Raw genomic sequence first — 16,299 nt, 5'->3', positions numbered from 1 at the left:
CTCTCTAAAATCATTTTGTTTATGAGTAATCTTAAAACTAAATGGTTTGGTTTTGAATTTAACTCCAAATAGAATTGATTCTATTTCAGAATAGGCTTTGTTGTAATTATTTTTATATGTTGAATTTGATTTACTTTTTAAACTCTTTAGTAAATATTTATAGAAATATCTATTGGAAAAAGTAACAGGCGTTTCATAAGGTAAAACATCAGATAACACGACGCGTTCTTTAGAATATGTGATTGGAATTTTTTTTCTCATTTTTTATAAGTTTTTCCAAATTTGAATTATTTTTCCATTTTTGAAAGAATCAGTGTTAAATCGTATAATACTTTTAGTTTTAAAACCTTTTTCAAAATTTAGCTTGTTAAGTTTTTCAATTAGTTTAACATTTGTAGAAATTGACAATTCTAATATTTTAGCTTTTAAATATTTATCTAGTTCAATTAAATCTGAATAGGGTTTACTCAAAAATTCATTTGAAAAATAAACACCAATAAAAACATTACTTTTTCTTCTGAATAATTGATGATTATTAGTTAGAAATTTGATTCTTTTTAGCAACATTCTTTCAGTTGAGTTTTTTGTTGTTGAATATTTAGTAATGTGAAAATCATAGTCCGAGAAAGATGAGTCTATTTTGTTTTTGAATCTTTTTAGTTTTTCATCAGACATGAATATTTTTAGTTTATCTTTTGAAATAAACGTTCTAGTTTCACCAAATTCTTTCTCTGTTTTTTTACTGTAAGAAATTTTAAATTTATATCCTAAGTAGGTCAAAAAGTAATTTTGCGATATTTTCCTTTCTTTATTTTCTTTTGTAAGCTCTATAATTTGCGTTTTGTCTGTGTTTATACTTAGTTTCGTTGTTGTATATAAAATGTTTTTTAATTCATTTTCATATGATATTTTATTCCTGATTTCATTTCTGTTTTTAGGTGTGATAATTATAATAATATCATCAACATATCTTGAGTAATAAGTGACATTGGTAAATGATTTAATTTTATTATCAAATCCTCTTAAATATAGTTCTGCTAAGTAAGCACTAAAACCTATACCTCTGGGTATTCCCACACGCTCATCAATAATAGATTTTATACCATCTGTAACTAAGGTTCCCCAATATTGATTTAAAACTCGTTTTATTATTTTTTTGGAAGGAAAACTTAATAAACTGTTTTCTTCAATTTTAGCAAGAAGTTCTTTATGCGGTATAGATTCATAAAATTTTTTAATATCAGTTCTGATGATTATTTTTGGAAATCCATCATCAAGTGATAATCTCAATTGTTCAATTATTACTTTACGATTAGATTGCTTTACTTTGAATGTTTTGTAAATGTTTCTTTGTAATTGTTTTGTAACAAAATAATTTTCAGGGTTATGTTCAATTTCATATAATTGACTTCCCCATTTTATTTGTCCCTTGTTTATTTTGAGGTTATAATCTTCTACGTCTGTTTTTTCAGCAATTTCAGTTAAAATTTCTTCTAGAAATTTCTCTCTAGTTTTTTTTAGCTCTTCTTTTTCAGTAATTAATTTATCTAAAAGAGTATAATCTTTATCTTCTATTTTATTTATTGATTTTATTTTACAAGATTCTTCTCTTATAATTTTATTTTGCTCTATAATTAATTCTGAAATCTCTCTAGAGTTTTTAAAAATATCTGAATCAAAGAAAGTTTTATCTTCAATGTAACGACCTTTTCTGTTTTCGACATCAAGAAGTATTCTAAAATTATCATATGAGAAGGATTGGTCTAGCATTTTTTGTTTTCTTTTTGGTACTTAAGTTTTTCAGTATTGATTATAATCTGTATTTTTTAACAAAAGCAGATAAATTCATCAATTTTAATACGCATTGGTGAATTTTTGTTTTATTTAGACTTCAAATATATTTAAAATTTCTTACAAAAAAATAATATTGTTTAAAATAAAAAAGCCCTCTTTTATTTTTTTAAAAGAGGGCTTAATTTTTACCGCAAATTCGCAAATTTTTAAAAATAGTTTAGAATAAAATAATTTGCGAATTTGCGGTGTTTTTTAATGTGCTTTATTTCCAAAAGGCTTTATGATAATTCCCAGACTGAAAATAAATCCGTCAGTAGGAGCATAAATTTCTGGAAAAACAGGTCTGTCGTGTGTAGGTAAAACCAACGGTGAAAAACGACTTTGTCTTCTATCAGTAAAATTTTCAAAATTGGTAAAGAGCGCTCCCCATTTGAAATTTCGCATCAGTAAAAATCCCATTGTGGTATAATCAGTGGTTTTAGTTCCATTCGATAACAATTGTTGTCCGGTGTAATAGGTTTCAAAACCAATACGCCAGGCTTCACTTTCGTACATAATTACACTGCCCACATTGTGCTTAGGAGTCAATGGTTTTTGTGGATTTCCTGCTAAATAATGCAAACGGGCATCAATAAAAGCATAGTTTAAAAACCATTTAAAATCCTTGTAATTGAACTTGATGTTGGTTTCGGCACCTTTGCTTAAAATTACTTCAGCAGCATTTTCAAATTGGAAATTAGTTCCGGAGCTATTTAATAATAAGGCATTTTGAATAGCGGTAACATAGAAAAGCTGGTTTGCTGAGAATCCAATTTCGCCCAAACGGGTTTGGTAATTAAAATCATAATTCACACCATACGAACGTTCGGCTTTTAGATTGTCTTTATCAATGCCTAATACATTTTCAAAGTTGATCGATTCGGCTTCTTCGGTAAAAATATCTGGGATTTTATAGCCTAATCCACCACCAATTCGACTTGAAAAACCATTTTCATTTTTGTACAACAAGGAAATTCTTGGCAAAGGAAAAAATCCCCAATCGGCATTGTAATCCGTACGCAATCCGGTTTCTAAAATCCAGTTTTCGCTAATATCAAAAATGCTATTGGCAAACAAACCATAGGTAAGTTCTTTTTGATCGCGTTGCAATGCGGCTTTATCGGCTTCATCAAAATTAACCGAATACACATTTGCACCTAAAATCCAATCGGTTTTAGCATTGGCTCTTTCGTAACTTACTTCGGTAAACGTATTGATTTGCTTTCCGCTAAAATTAAAATCAGGCACTTGCAACGAACGGTCAAAATAAGAAATACTGTTCTTGATATTGAAATTGCTCAGCGAATCCAGCTGGGTTTTGTATACCGCCTGAGAACTCAAACGCTTAGAAACATTGTCTTCGGTGTATTGATGAATTCCTGTTTGACCACTTTTAATTTTGGTCATATCGCCTCCAATTCGGTCATCGTAAGTTCCGTTAACGCCTAGCCAAAAAGTTGTTTTTTCGGAAGGATAATAAAAGATTTTTGGATTAAAAGAAATGGATTTTGTTTGAGGTAAATTACTAAAATCATCGTCTTCCGGATCATAGGCTTTTTGATAATGTGCCGAACCATAAAGCGTTGTTCCAAATTTTTGATTTCGTTTGCTATAAAACACATTCGCCGTACTTCCTAAAGCATGCGTTTGAGTGAGCATAATGTCTAAATCGGGTTCTTCATCAGGAGTTTTCGAAACCATATTAACTAAACCGGCAATAGCGCCACCGCCATAAAGTGTAGACGAACTTCCTTTGATAATTTCAAATTGTTGTAAATCCAAAGGCGGAATTTGCATAATACTCAATCCGCTGGAAAAACCAGAATATAAAGGAAAACCGTCTCTTAAAAGTTGGGTGTAACGTCCGTCAAGACCTTGGATTTTAATGTTTGAATTTCCGCTGCTCAACGAAGTTTGTTGCATTTGAATTCCAGTGCTTTCGCGCAAAACCATCGAAATATTGGTTGGATTCATCGTCGCTTTTTCTTCTAATTCTTCGCTATTGATAAATTCAATTCGGGTGGGAATTTTTCTAACGGTTCTGCTGGTACGAGACGTTTGTAAAACAACTTCGTCGAGTTCGTTTTCATTGGGTTCTAAATGAAAGACAAAAGCGGTTTGACTCGGAATTTGAATGGTTTTTTTTAAGGTTTCGAAACCTAAATAAGAAATGATAATCGTTTGTTTTCCATTGGAAACATTCGAAAACTGGGCTTTTCCCTCAGCATCTGTAACAGCCGATTTTTTGTCTGATTCGAGATAAATATTGGCGCCAATTACGGCTTCGTTTTCAGAAAGGACTTGGATTTGGATGTCGCTTTTTTGTGCCGTAGCAGCAAAACACGACAATAGTATGAGCATAGTGCTCATTATAAATTTGTTCATTATAAATGAAATTTAATTAATTAAAAATTAGACGAGTTGTCTGGGTATTTTAACTAATTAATTGAGGAGGTTGCCAAATAGCAGCAACAGAATCAAATTGATAATTTGATTGATAAGAAGATAATACTACATTAGAAATTTCCGTATGGATTCTAAAAGTAAAGATTTTAATACTTTCGAAAGTTACCGACATTCCGCAACAGCTGCAAATACAAGTCACAGGGCAAGAATCATTATGATCTTCCTGATGATTGTGCGCAAGATTAATATTATCTTTTTTCAGGTCTTCGGCATTACTTCCGTCCGAGCAAGGTTTTAAAGATAAAACAAGTATTAAAATGGATAATATGAAGGTGCTTATTTTCATTACGGCAACGAAGTTAGAAAATCTATCTCATATTTTGCTTTAAATCGTAAAAAAGGATTTTGGAGGTGTAGTATAAGAAATTTTTTTCCCCGCCCTAAAGGGTGAAAATTTCTTCAAAATTCATCAAAATTACGTCCTTTAGGGGTTAGGGAAATTAATTTTGATGAATTTTAAAAGTGCCCTTAGTCATTTTATTTAATTTCTTTGTTGCGAAAATTTCTACTAGCTTTAATTTATTTAATAATCTCTTCAGCTGGTTTTTCTGAGCCAAATGCACCAAAAGAGTCAAAAAAACGGTCTTTTTTTGCCTTACTTTCTCTTTTTAAAGATTTCGTTAAACTTTCAATTAACTCAATTTTAGTTAATGAGTTTAGCCCTTCAAATAAGATCGAATAATTTTCAATAATATGTTTATCAGTATAGCTCATAATAAAAATCTTTTTGTAAAGTTATGAATTCTTTTTTGTCTAATAAATTTTTGTATCAGTATATAAACGTAATGCTTGAAAAATTAAAAAAACTTACTTTTGCAATTCTTGAAAAAGCACGCTAATAGATTTAGTTGCGCTTTAAATTTATAATTCTATTAGAACAGTATGAAACAGTATTTTAACTTATTTGATTTTTCGCAAAAAGTAAATTATAGAACTGAAATATTAGCAGGACTAACTGTTGCTATGACCATGATTCCGGAGTCGCTTTCCTTTGCAATTTTGGCTGGTTTTCCGCCTTTGGTTGGATTGTATGCTGCTTTTATTATGGGATTGGTAACGGCTGTTTTTGGCGGACGTCCGGGATTAGTTTCCGGAGGAGCAGGAGCAACCGTAATTGTATTGATTGCTTTGATGAAATCGCATGGTTTGGATTATGTTTTTGCTGCAGTGGCATTAGCAGGAGTCATCCAGATTTTAATAGGTTTGTTTAAATTAGGGAAGTTCATTCGTTTAGTTCCACAACCAGTTATGTTTGGTTTTGTGAACGGTTTGGCTATAATTATTTTTATGTCGCAACTCGAACAGTTTAAAACAATAGTGAATGGCGAAAGTGTTTGGTTGTCAGGAAGTCCGTTGTATATTATGTTAGCTTTGGTAGCTTTGACCATTGGAATCGTAATCTTTTTGCCAAGGATAACCAAAGCTATTCCAGCTTCTTTAGTCGCCATTATGGTTGTTTTTGCGTTGGTTTTAGGATTTGGAATCGAAACTAAAACGGTTGCTGATATTGCATCGGTAAGCGGTGGATTTCCACCTTTTCATATTCCGAATATTCCTTTGAACTTAGAAACTTTGCAGTTAATTCTTCCGTATGGTTTGATTATGGCTTGTGTGGGATTGACTGAAGGTCTATTGACTTTAAATTTAGTGGACGAAATTACGGGAACTAAAGGCAATGGAAATAGAGAATGTGTGGCTCAGGGAAGTGCTAATATTTTAAATGGATTTTTCTTCGGTATGGGTGGTTGCCCAATGATAGCACAAACTTTAGTGAATTTATCAGCTGGTTCCAGAGCGCGTTTGTCTGGAATTGTAGCAGCGTTAACCATACTTTTTATTGTATTATTTGGCGCTCCTGTAATCGAAAAATTACCAATGGCAGCCTTAGTGGGTGTGATGATTATGGTAGCAATTGGAACTTTTGAATGGATTAGTTTTCGAATTATCAATAAAATGCCAAAACAAGATATTTTTGTTGGTGTTCTGGTAGCGATTATTACCATTATGTTGCACAATTTAGCTTTAGCTGTATTGATTGGAGTTATCATTTCGGCATTGGTTTTTGCCTGGGAAAGTGCAAAACGCATTCGTGCTAAAAAATACATCGATGATAAAGGAGTGAAGCATTACGAAATTTATGGTCCTTTGTTTTTTGCTTCCACTACTGCATTTGCTGAAAAATTTGATGTACTGAATGATCCAGATGAAGTAATTATTGATTTTGAAGAAAGTAAAATTGCCGATATGAGTGCTATTGATGCGGTACACAAAATTACTGAGCGTTATGCTAAAGTAGGGAAGACGGTACATTTACGTCATTTAAGCGAAGATTGCCGTCAATTATTGCAGAATGCACAAGGAATTATTGATGTCAATATTATGGAAGATCCTAGTTATAGAGTGGCATCTAATTAATAACAATTTCAATGGCAATGATAATAGCAAAAGTCAATTACAATTACAATGATAAAAGTAAAATTCAAATTCAATTTTTAGCATAATCCTGATAAATTTTATCAATTGGAATGCTGTTGGCATTACCGTCATGAATAATTAATCGGTAGCGCAATACCGTTGGTTTTTTATTCGATAACGGAACTGCTGTTGCTCCTGGAAAAGGATAAACTGCATTTTGCATGCTTTTTTTAGCGCGTAAAATCCAGGGATTTTTAGCTCCTGGGTTTTTAGGATTACATAATATAGTCAGTCCGGCTTTATTTCCATTTTTACCTAAAGAACCCGAAATATCCATCCATTCGCTAGCGGGAATAGGGAGGTTAGTTGGGGTAATTTTTCCGCTTGGATCAGTAAATACAATATCATCACTCAGGCGAATTCGAGGCGAAAAACCACCATAGCCTTTTTCGTCTTCTGAGCCACCAATTTTCACATTCGGTTCCAGTGCTAATAATGCAATTTCAATATCAATGAGTCGATAATACGCTTGTTTTGGATAGACTTTAATACTTGTCGTTTCTTTTACAAAAGCTTTCTCTTTTCCGTTTTTGGATTTCCATAAAGGCGATTTCCAAAGAACAGTAGTTTGCATTGTCTTGCTGTTGTCCTTTTGCTTTTTCTCCTTTACAGCAGTGACTTCCCAATTAAAATTTTCTATTTCCCAGCCATCGCCAATTCGTTTATCACCAATATACAATTGATGCCAAGCCCAGAAAATTCCGCGATGATGCAAATGATCTACAGGAAAGTCTTCGGTTAAAACTGTCCCGTCTAAAGTATATAATGGATGAATATAATTGGAACGAATGTATTTCCCATCGATTGATTTTTCCGAAGCTTGATACGTCAAAATACTGTCTTTGCCTTCGGTAAAATGACTTTGATTTTTTTCGATTTTTAAATTGACTTGGCTAAAGCTGATTTGGCTTAAAAGAACAATTACAATTCGTAAACTTGTTTTTTTGGTTACAATCATTTCATCATTACGTTTAAATAATCGTCTAAAATGTCTCTTCTTGTAGGATAGACAATGGCTTGGAAAATATCTTTTCTCATTATAGTTATTAAAAATTGAAATACCGATTGATTGTGAATATAATGCAATTATTTGGTTGCGAAATTTTTTTTTCAAATATTTTGGATTCCATTGTAAGTTTTTTTTAGTAATGACGTTAGTGAGTTTTGTGTTGCATATAAATAAGAGATTAAAGCGAATCCGTGAGACTATTTATGCGTTTTCTAATGATGTATAAGATAAATCTTTGTTTTTTATTAAAAAGTTCTTAAAAAATCACTAAAAGTGGGTATTGCCATAAAAGTTCAATTCATCTACTTTTATTCCAGAAAAAAAAGGAAGATTAATTTCAAAAAAACTTGATGATATGACAAATTTAGACAAGATTAAAAAAGTAAATGATTTACTTATTGAAGTTATCAAAGATGAAGAACATCAAGTAGAAAGTTCTTTTAATGGTTTAAAAGATGTTGTCTTGAGTATCCTAGCAGATTACTGGCACAACGAAAGAGAACCAGAAATTTTCATGGAAAATATTGCATTAGATTTAGATTAAGACATATAATAAAAATAGAATTTATCATTTTAGGGTTTGATAAATTTTTATAGATAGCCACTTTATTTTTAAAGTGGCTTTTCTTTTTTTAATCCAAAAATAGATTTCCAATTAGATAACACTTTGCATACCCGCTAATACGAACTCTGTCTCCTAACAACTCGCAATCCAAATAACCTTTTCGTTCCGAAAGCTGAATAGCTGATAATTTTGTTTTATTCAATTCTTTTGCCCAATACGGAATCAGAGTAGTGTGTGCTGAACCCGTAACAGGATCTTCATTAATTCCAGATTGTGGTCCAAAAAAACGAGAAACAAAATCAGTAGTATTGCCTTTGGCTGTTACAATTACTCCTCGAACATTCAGTTTTAAAATTTGATCAAAGTTGGGGGTTATATTCAGTATTTCTTCTTCTGAATTAAAAAGAAGCATGTAATCGGTTTTTCCTTTGAAAGCCAATTGTGGTTTGCTATCAAATGCATCCAATATTTCATTAGTTAATGCTATTGGTTCCAAAGTATCCGTTGGAAAATTGAGTGAAAGCAAATCTCCATCTTTAGTTACTGTCAAATCACCGCTTCTGGGAGAGTAAAATTGAACTATCGCACCGTTGTGATTTTCATAATGGTATAAAACATAAGCAGCAGCTAGTGTAGCGTGACCGCAAAGATCTACTTCAACTGTGGGTGTAAACCATCTTATCTCATACTTATCGCCATTTTTTACATAAAAAGTAGTTTCAGCCAAATTGTTTTCGGCGGCAATTTTTTGCATGATTTCATCGCTTAACCATTGCTCCAGCGGACAAACGGCAGCTGGATTCCCAGAAAAAACGCTTTTAGTAAAGGCGTCAATTTGATATATTTTCATATATGTAAAATTTGTTGTTTAATTAATAACCCTAGATTTTGAAGGCTGTGCTCCACTTTTTCATCCCATTTTATGGCAAAATTCAATCGCATGCAATTGTTGTATTGATCGTGCTGTGTAAACATTCTTCCAGGAGCGAAACCTATTTTATGTTGTACTGCAATGTCGTATAAAATGGCTGTATCGATTCTGGGGTCTAACTCTAACCAAAGTACAAATCCACCCTGAGGTTTAGAAATTTTAGTATTTTCAGGAAAATATTCTTCAATAGTACGTTGAAAAAGCAAATAGTTTGAATACAACGTATTACGCAATCCTCTTAAATGATGTTCGTATCGGCCATGTTCCATAAAATCAGCAATTACTTCCTGATACAATGGTGGACTCGACATGGTATGTAATAATTTTTTCCGAATGGTTTTCTCTTTGAATTTTCCTGGTGCAACCCAGCCCACTCGGTAACCAGGTGCTAGGGTCTTAGACACCGAACCACACCACATTACAATTCCTTCTTCATCAAATGTTTTGCAAGGTTTTGGTCGGCTGGCGCCAAAAAATAAATCACCATACAAGTCATCCTCAATCAACGGAATATTATGTAATGTTAATAATCGAACGAGTTCTTTTTTGTTCTCGTCTGGCATACAACTTCCTAAAGGATTATTGAAATTAGTAACAAAACAACAAGCTTTAATTTTAGGTAATACTTTTTTCAAATCTGCGATAGAAACACCTGTTACAGGATGACTAGGAAGTTCAATAATATTGAGTCCCAACGATTTTATCATTTGTAAAATACCAAAATATACAGGAGTTTCAATTGCTACGGTGTCTCCTGGATTGGTCACTGAAATTAAAGAATAAAACAGTGCATTTAGTGCTCCCGAAGTGGTTACAATATCATCTTCAGTTAGGTTTCCATCCCAGGTAAAAGACCATTTGGCAACATTTCTTCTCAAATTAATATTTCCCTGAGCAGGTTCATAGCCCGTTCCACTGTCTTCCAGAGTGCGTAATACTTTTATAATTCCTTTGTTGAGTTTAGCAATGGGCAGCATGCTTCTATCGGTAACTCCCAAAGCAAATTGTGTAAAATCTTTATTCGTTAAGGTATTGAACACCTTGCTAATTAAATCTTCAGGAGTTTTTTCTTTGTCGGATAGATGAAGTTTACTTATCGAAGGAAGTGCGAGTCTGGTATTGAACGTTTTACTAACATAATAACCTGATTTTGGTCGGGATTCTATAAGCGATTTACTTTCTAACTCTAAAAAAGCCTGTTTTACCGTATTAATACTAACAGTATAAATTTTTTGTACGGTACGAATAGAAGGTAATTTGTCTCCAGTTTTTAAAGTTCCTGAGGCAATTTGCTCTTCGATTATATTTGCGATTTTTAGATATAAAATTTCTCTTGTCATTTTAGGAAAATAGTATTTGTACCCTATAAAAATAATAAAAATTACAACTGTATCCTTTTTGCTTTTTAGAAATTAGAATTGTTTAACCAATTAATTAAATGTGTTATCGAAATGGATAGGTTTTTATATTCCCCATTTTGCCATTCATTTTCAAAAAACTGTTCCGATTCGCGCATCAAATTTTCATTAATTGGATGATTAGAAAAAGTAGTATCAATATTTGTTTTTAAACTGTAATTTTCCGAATTAATAAGAGTTGCATAAGAATATCCCACAATTTTATTATTGAATTCAGCCACATAAAACGGAAGTCCAAATTGTTTTGTTAATGTAGCATCTAATGTCGATTGTTGTTCTTGGTAAAGCTTTACAATACTATCCAAATCAGCTATAGTAACCGCTCTAAAGCATAGGTTTTGCTGTTGTTTTATGATAGTTTCCATATTCTAATATTTAGAATGTAAAACTATCTATTGCTAAAAAATAATTACAGATACAGAAATGGTATTGTTTACGGATACAGATTGTTTTTTGCTTGTTCAATTTTAAAACATATAAGCCATATAAGTTTATGTTTTGTTTCATTAAGGTTTAGAACTAAAAGTTCATATAAGTCTAAGTTTATTTTTATTCTGTACTAATCTGATGAAATCAATTTGGTCTGTATTCCTAAAAGGCAGCATAAAAAAAATCCTCTTTTTAAATCAGTTTAAAAAGAGGATTTCGATTTGTAAAATTGGAAGACTATTATAAGTTCGCTTTAATTTTTTCAATTATAGCATCGTATTCCGCATCTGAAAGTGCTACTTTGTTTGGATTCATTTCGAAAACACTTCCAAAACCATATCCGTCTTTGTATTTTGGGACAATATGAAAATGCAAATGTGACAAAGTATCTGAAAAAGCTCCGTAGTTGATTTTATCAGGATTAAACGTTTTTGCAATAGCATTTGCAGTGGTAGCAACGTCATCCATAAAAGCATTGCGTTGTTCGTTGCTTAGTTCATGAAATTCAACTCCGTGATCTTTGTAAACTACATTTAAACGACCTGTGTACGATTGCTCTTTAAACAAGAACAATTGCGATACTTTTAAATCGGTAATTTTAATCATTAACTTATGTAATGTTTCGTTTTCCTGGCAATACAAACATTCAGAAACTGGTGATGGCATATTTTTATTTTATAAATTAGTAAAGTATTTTTGATAGACTCTGGCAAAGCTATCTATACTATGTTACTTTTCCAAATGCCCTTTTGCTTTAAGTTGTTCTAGAACTTTTTCGCCAATTTGTTTTCCCCAGGCTTGTCCCACTACCATAGATTCTTGTATTACCTGAGGCATAGTGCTAATCATTTTTTTTCCAATAGGAGAATTATAAAATGCAATTAATTGGTCTATATCACTTTCAGTGTAATGTTTATCGTAAATTGGGATAATCATCTTTTCTAAATCTTCTGCTTTTACTTCGTTTTTAAAATCTTCCCAAAATTCTTCGTTGACTTTAGAATAAGAATTTTTAAAACTCTCCATCATTTGGTCCATCATTAGTGTTGCCATTTTTCCAGAACCTGTTAATTCTAGCAGTTGATTTATTTTTTGGCTTTTTGAAGTACTTTGTGCATTTGCTGAAAGAGAAAGTACACAGAAGCTTAGAATTAGAAGTGATTTTTTCATGGTTTGGTTGATTTGTAATTTATAGGTTTATAATTAGTCAAAAGTAAGGATTTAAAATTGACTAATAAAAATTATCTCACAAAAAAAGCGCTCTCTTTCGAGAACGCTTTCTAATATTTAAAACTAAAAATTAGATTTTTTCAATCCATTTTCTAGCATTTACGAATGCTTCATGCCAAGGTGTAACCTCGTCATTTCTGTCTTTTGGATAATTAGCCCAGTTCCATTGGAAAGTAGAACGCTCAATGTGTGGCATCATTACCAAATGACGACCTGTTGTGTCGCACAACATAGCAGTGTTAAAATCAGATCCGTTAGGATTTGCAGGATAGCTATCGTAACCGTATTTCCCAACGATGTTGTAGTTGGCTTCAGGTTCTGGTAAATTGAATTTTCCTTCACCATGAGAAACCCAAACTCCAAGCGTGCTTCCAGCTAAAGTAGATAACATCACCGATTTGTTTTCCTGAATAGTTACCGATGTAAAAATACTTTCATGTTTGTGACTATCATTATGAAGCATTTTTCCGTGAACTTTATGCTCTGGATTAATTACTTCTAATTCCATAAATAACTGACAACCGTTACAGATTCCAACCGATAAAGTATCTTCTCTTTTAAAGAAGTTTTTCAAAGCTGTATTTGCTTTTTCGTTGTATTTGAATGCTCCAGCCCAACCTTTAGCCGAACCTAAAACATCTGAATTAGAGAATCCTCCAACAGCTCCAATAAACTGAATGTCTTCCAAGGTTTCACGACCCGAAATCAAATCCGTCATGTGAACGTCTTTTACATCAAATCCAGCTAAGTACATCGCATTTGCCATTTCACGTTCAGAATTACTTCCTTTTTCACGAATAATAGCTGCTTTTGGTCTTGGTTTCGAATTATCGATAACTGGTGCTTTTCCTGTAAAATGAGCAGGGAAAGTATAATTTAAAACTTGGTTTTTGTAATTATCAAAACGTGCCTGAGCTGTTCCATTTTTAGATTGTTTTTGGTCTAATAAGAAAGACGTTTTAAACCAAATATCTCTATGCTTCGCAATATCCAAACTTAAATTTCCAAATTCCAATACAGCAGCAGATTGAACCGTACCAATTTTAAAGAATTCAATATTGTTTTCTTTTAATTTATTTTCGATTGCTGCATCTTCTTTCGCTTGAAATACAATCCCGATGTTTTCAGCAAAAAGAATTTTTACCAAATCTTCTTCTTCAAAAACAGAGAAATCAATTTTTGCTCCCAAATTCACATCAGCAAAACACATTTCTAACAAAGTAGTAATCAAACCACCACTTCCAATATCGTGTCCAGCTAAGATTTGATTGTCTAAAATCAATTCCTGCAATGTGTTAAATGCAGTTTTAAAGAAAGCAGCGTCTTTAATAGTTGGTGCTTCGTTTCCAATAGCGTTCAACGTTTGTGCCAAAGAAGATCCTCCTAATTTGAAATCATCCTGAGACAAATTGATATAATAAATAGAATCTCCGTCTTTTTGTAAAACAGGCTCAACTACTTTTCTAATATCAGTACAGTTTCCACCAGCCGAAATAATTACCGTTCCTGGAGCAATTACTTCGTCATTTGGATATTTTTGTTTCATCGAAAGCGAATCTTTTCCTGTTGGAATATTGATTCCCAATTCGATTGCAAAATCAGAACAAGCTTCAACAGCAGCATATAAACGAGCGTCTTCACCTGCATTTTTACAAGCCCACATCCAGTTAGCCGAAAGTGAAATCCCTTTCATTCCGTCTTTAATTGGAGCCCAAACAATATTCGATAATGATTCGGCAATAGCAGTTCTTGTTCCAGCAACTGGGTCGATTAACGATGCAATAGGTGAGTGTCCAATTGACGTTGCAATTCCTTCTTTCCCTTGGAAATCCAAAGCTACAACACCACAGTTGTTTAATGGCAATTGCAATGGTCCTGCAGTTTGTTGTTTGGCTACTTTTCCACCTACACAACGGTCTACTTTATTAGTCAACCAGTCTTTAGAAGCCACAGCTTCTAGTTGTAAAACCTGCTCTAAATAAGTAGCAATTTTGTCTTTCGAATAGTCTAATTCTGAATAGTTGTAATCAATCGTTTTATCGGTCATTACGGTTTTTGGAGAGCTTCCGAAGAAATCTTCCAAAGCATAATCCATTGGTTTTGCCCCAGTCGATTTTGATTCGAAAGTAAAACGGTGATCACCAGTTACGTCACCCACTTGGTACATTGGAGAACGCTCTCTTTCAGCAATTCTTTGTAAAGTATCAATATCTTTTTTACCAATAACCAATCCCATTCTTTCCTGAGATTCGTTACCAATAATTTCTTTTGCCGAAAGAGTAGGGTCGCCCACAGGCAATTTATCCAAATCAATCAATCCTCCGGTATCTTCTACCAATTCCGAAAGACAGTTTAAGTGTCCTCCAGCTCCGTGATCGTGAATAGAAACAATAGGGTTGTTATCGCTTTCCACCAATCCACGAATGGCATTGGCAGCACGTTTTTGCATTTCCGGGTTCGAACGCTGGATTGCATTTAATTCAATTCCTGAACCAAAAGCTCCTGTGTCTGCAGAGGAAACCGCAGCTCCACCCATTCCAATTCTATAATTTTCTCCACCAAGAATAACAATTTTATCGCCTTCTTGTGGTTTGTGTTTGATAGCCTGATTTAATTTCCCGTAACCAATTCCACCCGCCTGCATGATTACTTTGTCGTAACCAATTTTACGGTTGTTTTCTTGGTGTTCGAAAGTTAAAACCGAACCTGTAATTAACGGTTGCCCAAATTTATTTCCAAAATCAGATGCTCCGTTTGAAGCTTTGATTAAAATATCCATTGGAGTCTGATACAACCATTTTCTTTCAACTACAGCATCTTCCCAAGGTCTGTTTTCTTCCAAACGAGAGTATGAAGTCATATAAACCGCTGTTCCAGCCATTGGCAACGAACCTTGTCCACCAGCCAAACGGTCACGAATTTCTCCTCCTGAACCTGTTGCTGCTCCATTGAAAGGTTCAACAGTAGTTGGAAAATTATGCGTTTCTGCTTTTAACGAAATAACAGAATCAAATTCTTTTACTTCATAAAAATCAGGTTTGTCAGCCGTTTTTGGGGCAAATTGTTGTACTCTTGGTCCTTTTACAAAAGCCACATTGTCTTTGTAAGCCGAAACAATATCGTTAGGGTTTTCCTGAGATGTTTTTTTGATTAATTTAAAAAGAGACGTTTCTTTTTCAACGCCATCAATAACAAAAGTTCCATTGAAAATCTTGTGACGACAGTGCTCAGAATTCGCTTGTGAGAAAGCAAAAATTTCAGAATCTGTTAGTTTTCTACCTAATTTGGTCGCCAAATTATCTAAATATTCTACTTCTTCTGAGCTTAAAGCCAAACCTTCAGTTTTGTTATAAGCTGCAATATCCTCAATATCCAAAATCGCTTCCGGCTGTACATTGATGGTGAAAATATCCTGATTTAATTCGGTGTATTTTTGAGAAAGCATTGGATCGAAATCAGTAAAATCTTCTGATGCTTTGTAAAATTCTTCGATACGAATGATTCCAGAAATCCCCATATTTTGAGTAATTTCAACGGCATTGGTACTCCAAGGCGTAATCATCGTGGCGCGAGGACCAACAAAAAAATCCGTCAATACGGATTTCTCTATCTTATTTGCATTGGCAAAAAGCCAGTTCAGTTTAGAAATATCTTGAGCCGAAATTTCGCCTTGTGTTTGTACGGCAAAAATTGCGTTGCTTTGGTTTTCAAAGAAATGAATCATTGTTTTGTGTTTGATGAATTGCGATGCAAATTTAGTTTAAAAAAACAGGACGGACAAGTGTAAAAAAGACTTTTTAAAGTAGTCGTTTTTAGTATGTTTTGGTGCTCTTTGTATGGTTGTAGAAGGTAGAATTCAGATAGAGTTTGTATTTGTAGTGTTTACTCAATCTTGTCATTCCTGTAAACTAAACTGAAAAATCTGCGAATCTGCGGTAATTTT

13 protein-coding genes and 1 pseudogene are annotated in these 16,299 nt (G+C 33.1%); 2 read left to right on the top strand and 12 right to left on the bottom strand.

Annotated elements, in window-relative coordinates:
• The 5 genes and pseudogenes from AAGV33_RS15505 to AAGV33_RS15485 all read right to left on the bottom strand — a co-directional run.
• Positions 1-261 (bottom strand): annotated as a pseudogene (locus AAGV33_RS15505) (antiviral reverse transcriptase Drt3b); the annotation flags it as partial.
• Between the two features lie 3 nt (positions 262-264).
• Positions 265-1,770 (bottom strand): antiviral reverse transcriptase Drt3a, encoded by a 1,506-nt coding sequence (gene drt3a, locus AAGV33_RS15500; RefSeq protein ID WP_373393218.1) that lies wholly within the window; start codon positions 1,768-1,770, stop codon positions 265-267.
• 276 nt (positions 1,771-2,046) lie between these two features.
• The gene (locus tag AAGV33_RS15495; protein ID WP_373393216.1) at positions 2,047-4,218 is read right to left on the bottom strand and encodes a TonB-dependent receptor; all 2,172 of its coding nucleotides are present in this window, start codon (positions 4,216-4,218) and stop codon (positions 2,047-2,049) included.
• Positions 4,219-4,267: 49 nt separating this feature from the next.
• Positions 4,268-4,585 carry a DUF6660 family protein gene (locus AAGV33_RS15490; protein ID WP_373393214.1) on the bottom strand — a complete coding sequence of 106 codons (318 nt, stop codon included), beginning with the start codon at positions 4,583-4,585 and terminating at the stop codon, positions 4,268-4,270.
• Between the two features lie 233 nt (positions 4,586-4,818).
• On the bottom strand, positions 4,819-5,013 hold the full coding sequence (locus tag AAGV33_RS15485) for a hypothetical protein (RefSeq protein WP_373393213.1): 195 nt from the start codon (positions 5,011-5,013) through the stop codon (positions 4,819-4,821).
• 168 nt (positions 5,014-5,181) lie between these two features.
• Here AAGV33_RS15485 and AAGV33_RS15480 point away from each other — a divergent pair, with 168 nt between their 5' ends.
• Complete coding sequence (locus AAGV33_RS15480) at positions 5,182-6,714, top strand: SulP family inorganic anion transporter (RefSeq protein WP_373393212.1); 1,533 nt, start codon at positions 5,182-5,184, stop codon at positions 6,712-6,714.
• Positions 6,715-6,784: 70 nt separating this feature from the next.
• Here AAGV33_RS15480 and AAGV33_RS15475 read toward each other — a convergent pair whose 3' ends face one another.
• Positions 6,785-7,732, bottom strand: coding sequence for a DUF6807 family protein (locus AAGV33_RS15475; RefSeq protein ID WP_373393210.1), 948 nt, complete (start codon positions 7,730-7,732; stop codon positions 6,785-6,787).
• 406 nt (positions 7,733-8,138) lie between these two features.
• Between AAGV33_RS15475 and AAGV33_RS15470 the strand changes: the two genes are divergently transcribed.
• Complete coding sequence (locus tag AAGV33_RS15470; protein ID WP_373393209.1) at positions 8,139-8,327, top strand: hypothetical protein; 189 nt, start codon at positions 8,139-8,141, stop codon at positions 8,325-8,327.
• Positions 8,328-8,415: 88 nt separating this feature from the next.
• Here AAGV33_RS15470 and AAGV33_RS15465 read toward each other — a convergent pair whose 3' ends face one another.
• The 6 genes from AAGV33_RS15465 to purL form a co-directional block, all read right to left on the bottom strand.
• The gene (locus AAGV33_RS15465; RefSeq protein ID WP_373393207.1) at positions 8,416-9,198 is read right to left on the bottom strand and encodes a PhzF family phenazine biosynthesis protein; all 783 of its coding nucleotides are present in this window, start codon (positions 9,196-9,198) and stop codon (positions 8,416-8,418) included.
• Positions 9,195-10,619 (bottom strand): aminotransferase-like domain-containing protein, encoded by a 1,425-nt coding sequence (locus AAGV33_RS15460; protein WP_373393205.1) that lies wholly within the window; start codon positions 10,617-10,619, stop codon positions 9,195-9,197. Before AAGV33_RS15460 ends, AAGV33_RS15465 begins: the two co-directional genes overlap by 4 nt.
• 65 nt (positions 10,620-10,684) lie before the next feature.
• Entirely contained in the window at positions 10,685-11,062 is a 378-nt protein-coding gene (locus AAGV33_RS15455; protein ID WP_373393204.1) for a GNAT family N-acetyltransferase, read from the bottom strand.
• Between the two features lie 304 nt (positions 11,063-11,366).
• Positions 11,367-11,792 (bottom strand): HIT family protein, encoded by a 426-nt coding sequence (locus AAGV33_RS15450; RefSeq protein ID WP_373393202.1) that lies wholly within the window; start codon positions 11,790-11,792, stop codon positions 11,367-11,369.
• A gap of 63 nt (positions 11,793-11,855) precedes the next feature.
• The gene (locus AAGV33_RS15445) at positions 11,856-12,296 is read right to left on the bottom strand and encodes a DUF2059 domain-containing protein (protein ID WP_373393200.1); all 441 of its coding nucleotides are present in this window, start codon (positions 12,294-12,296) and stop codon (positions 11,856-11,858) included.
• A 130-nt stretch (positions 12,297-12,426) separates the two neighbouring features.
• The gene (gene purL / locus AAGV33_RS15440) at positions 12,427-16,080 is read right to left on the bottom strand and encodes a phosphoribosylformylglycinamidine synthase (protein ID WP_373393199.1); all 3,654 of its coding nucleotides are present in this window, start codon (positions 16,078-16,080) and stop codon (positions 12,427-12,429) included.
• Positions 16,081-16,299: the final 219 nt, after the last annotated feature.

It is taken from the genome of Flavobacterium magnesitis (assembly GCF_041729735.1).
GTDB classification, from domain to species: domain Bacteria; phylum Bacteroidota; class Bacteroidia; order Flavobacteriales; family Flavobacteriaceae; genus Flavobacterium; species Flavobacterium magnesitis.
This window is presented reverse-complemented; position numbering and strand designations above follow the sequence as displayed.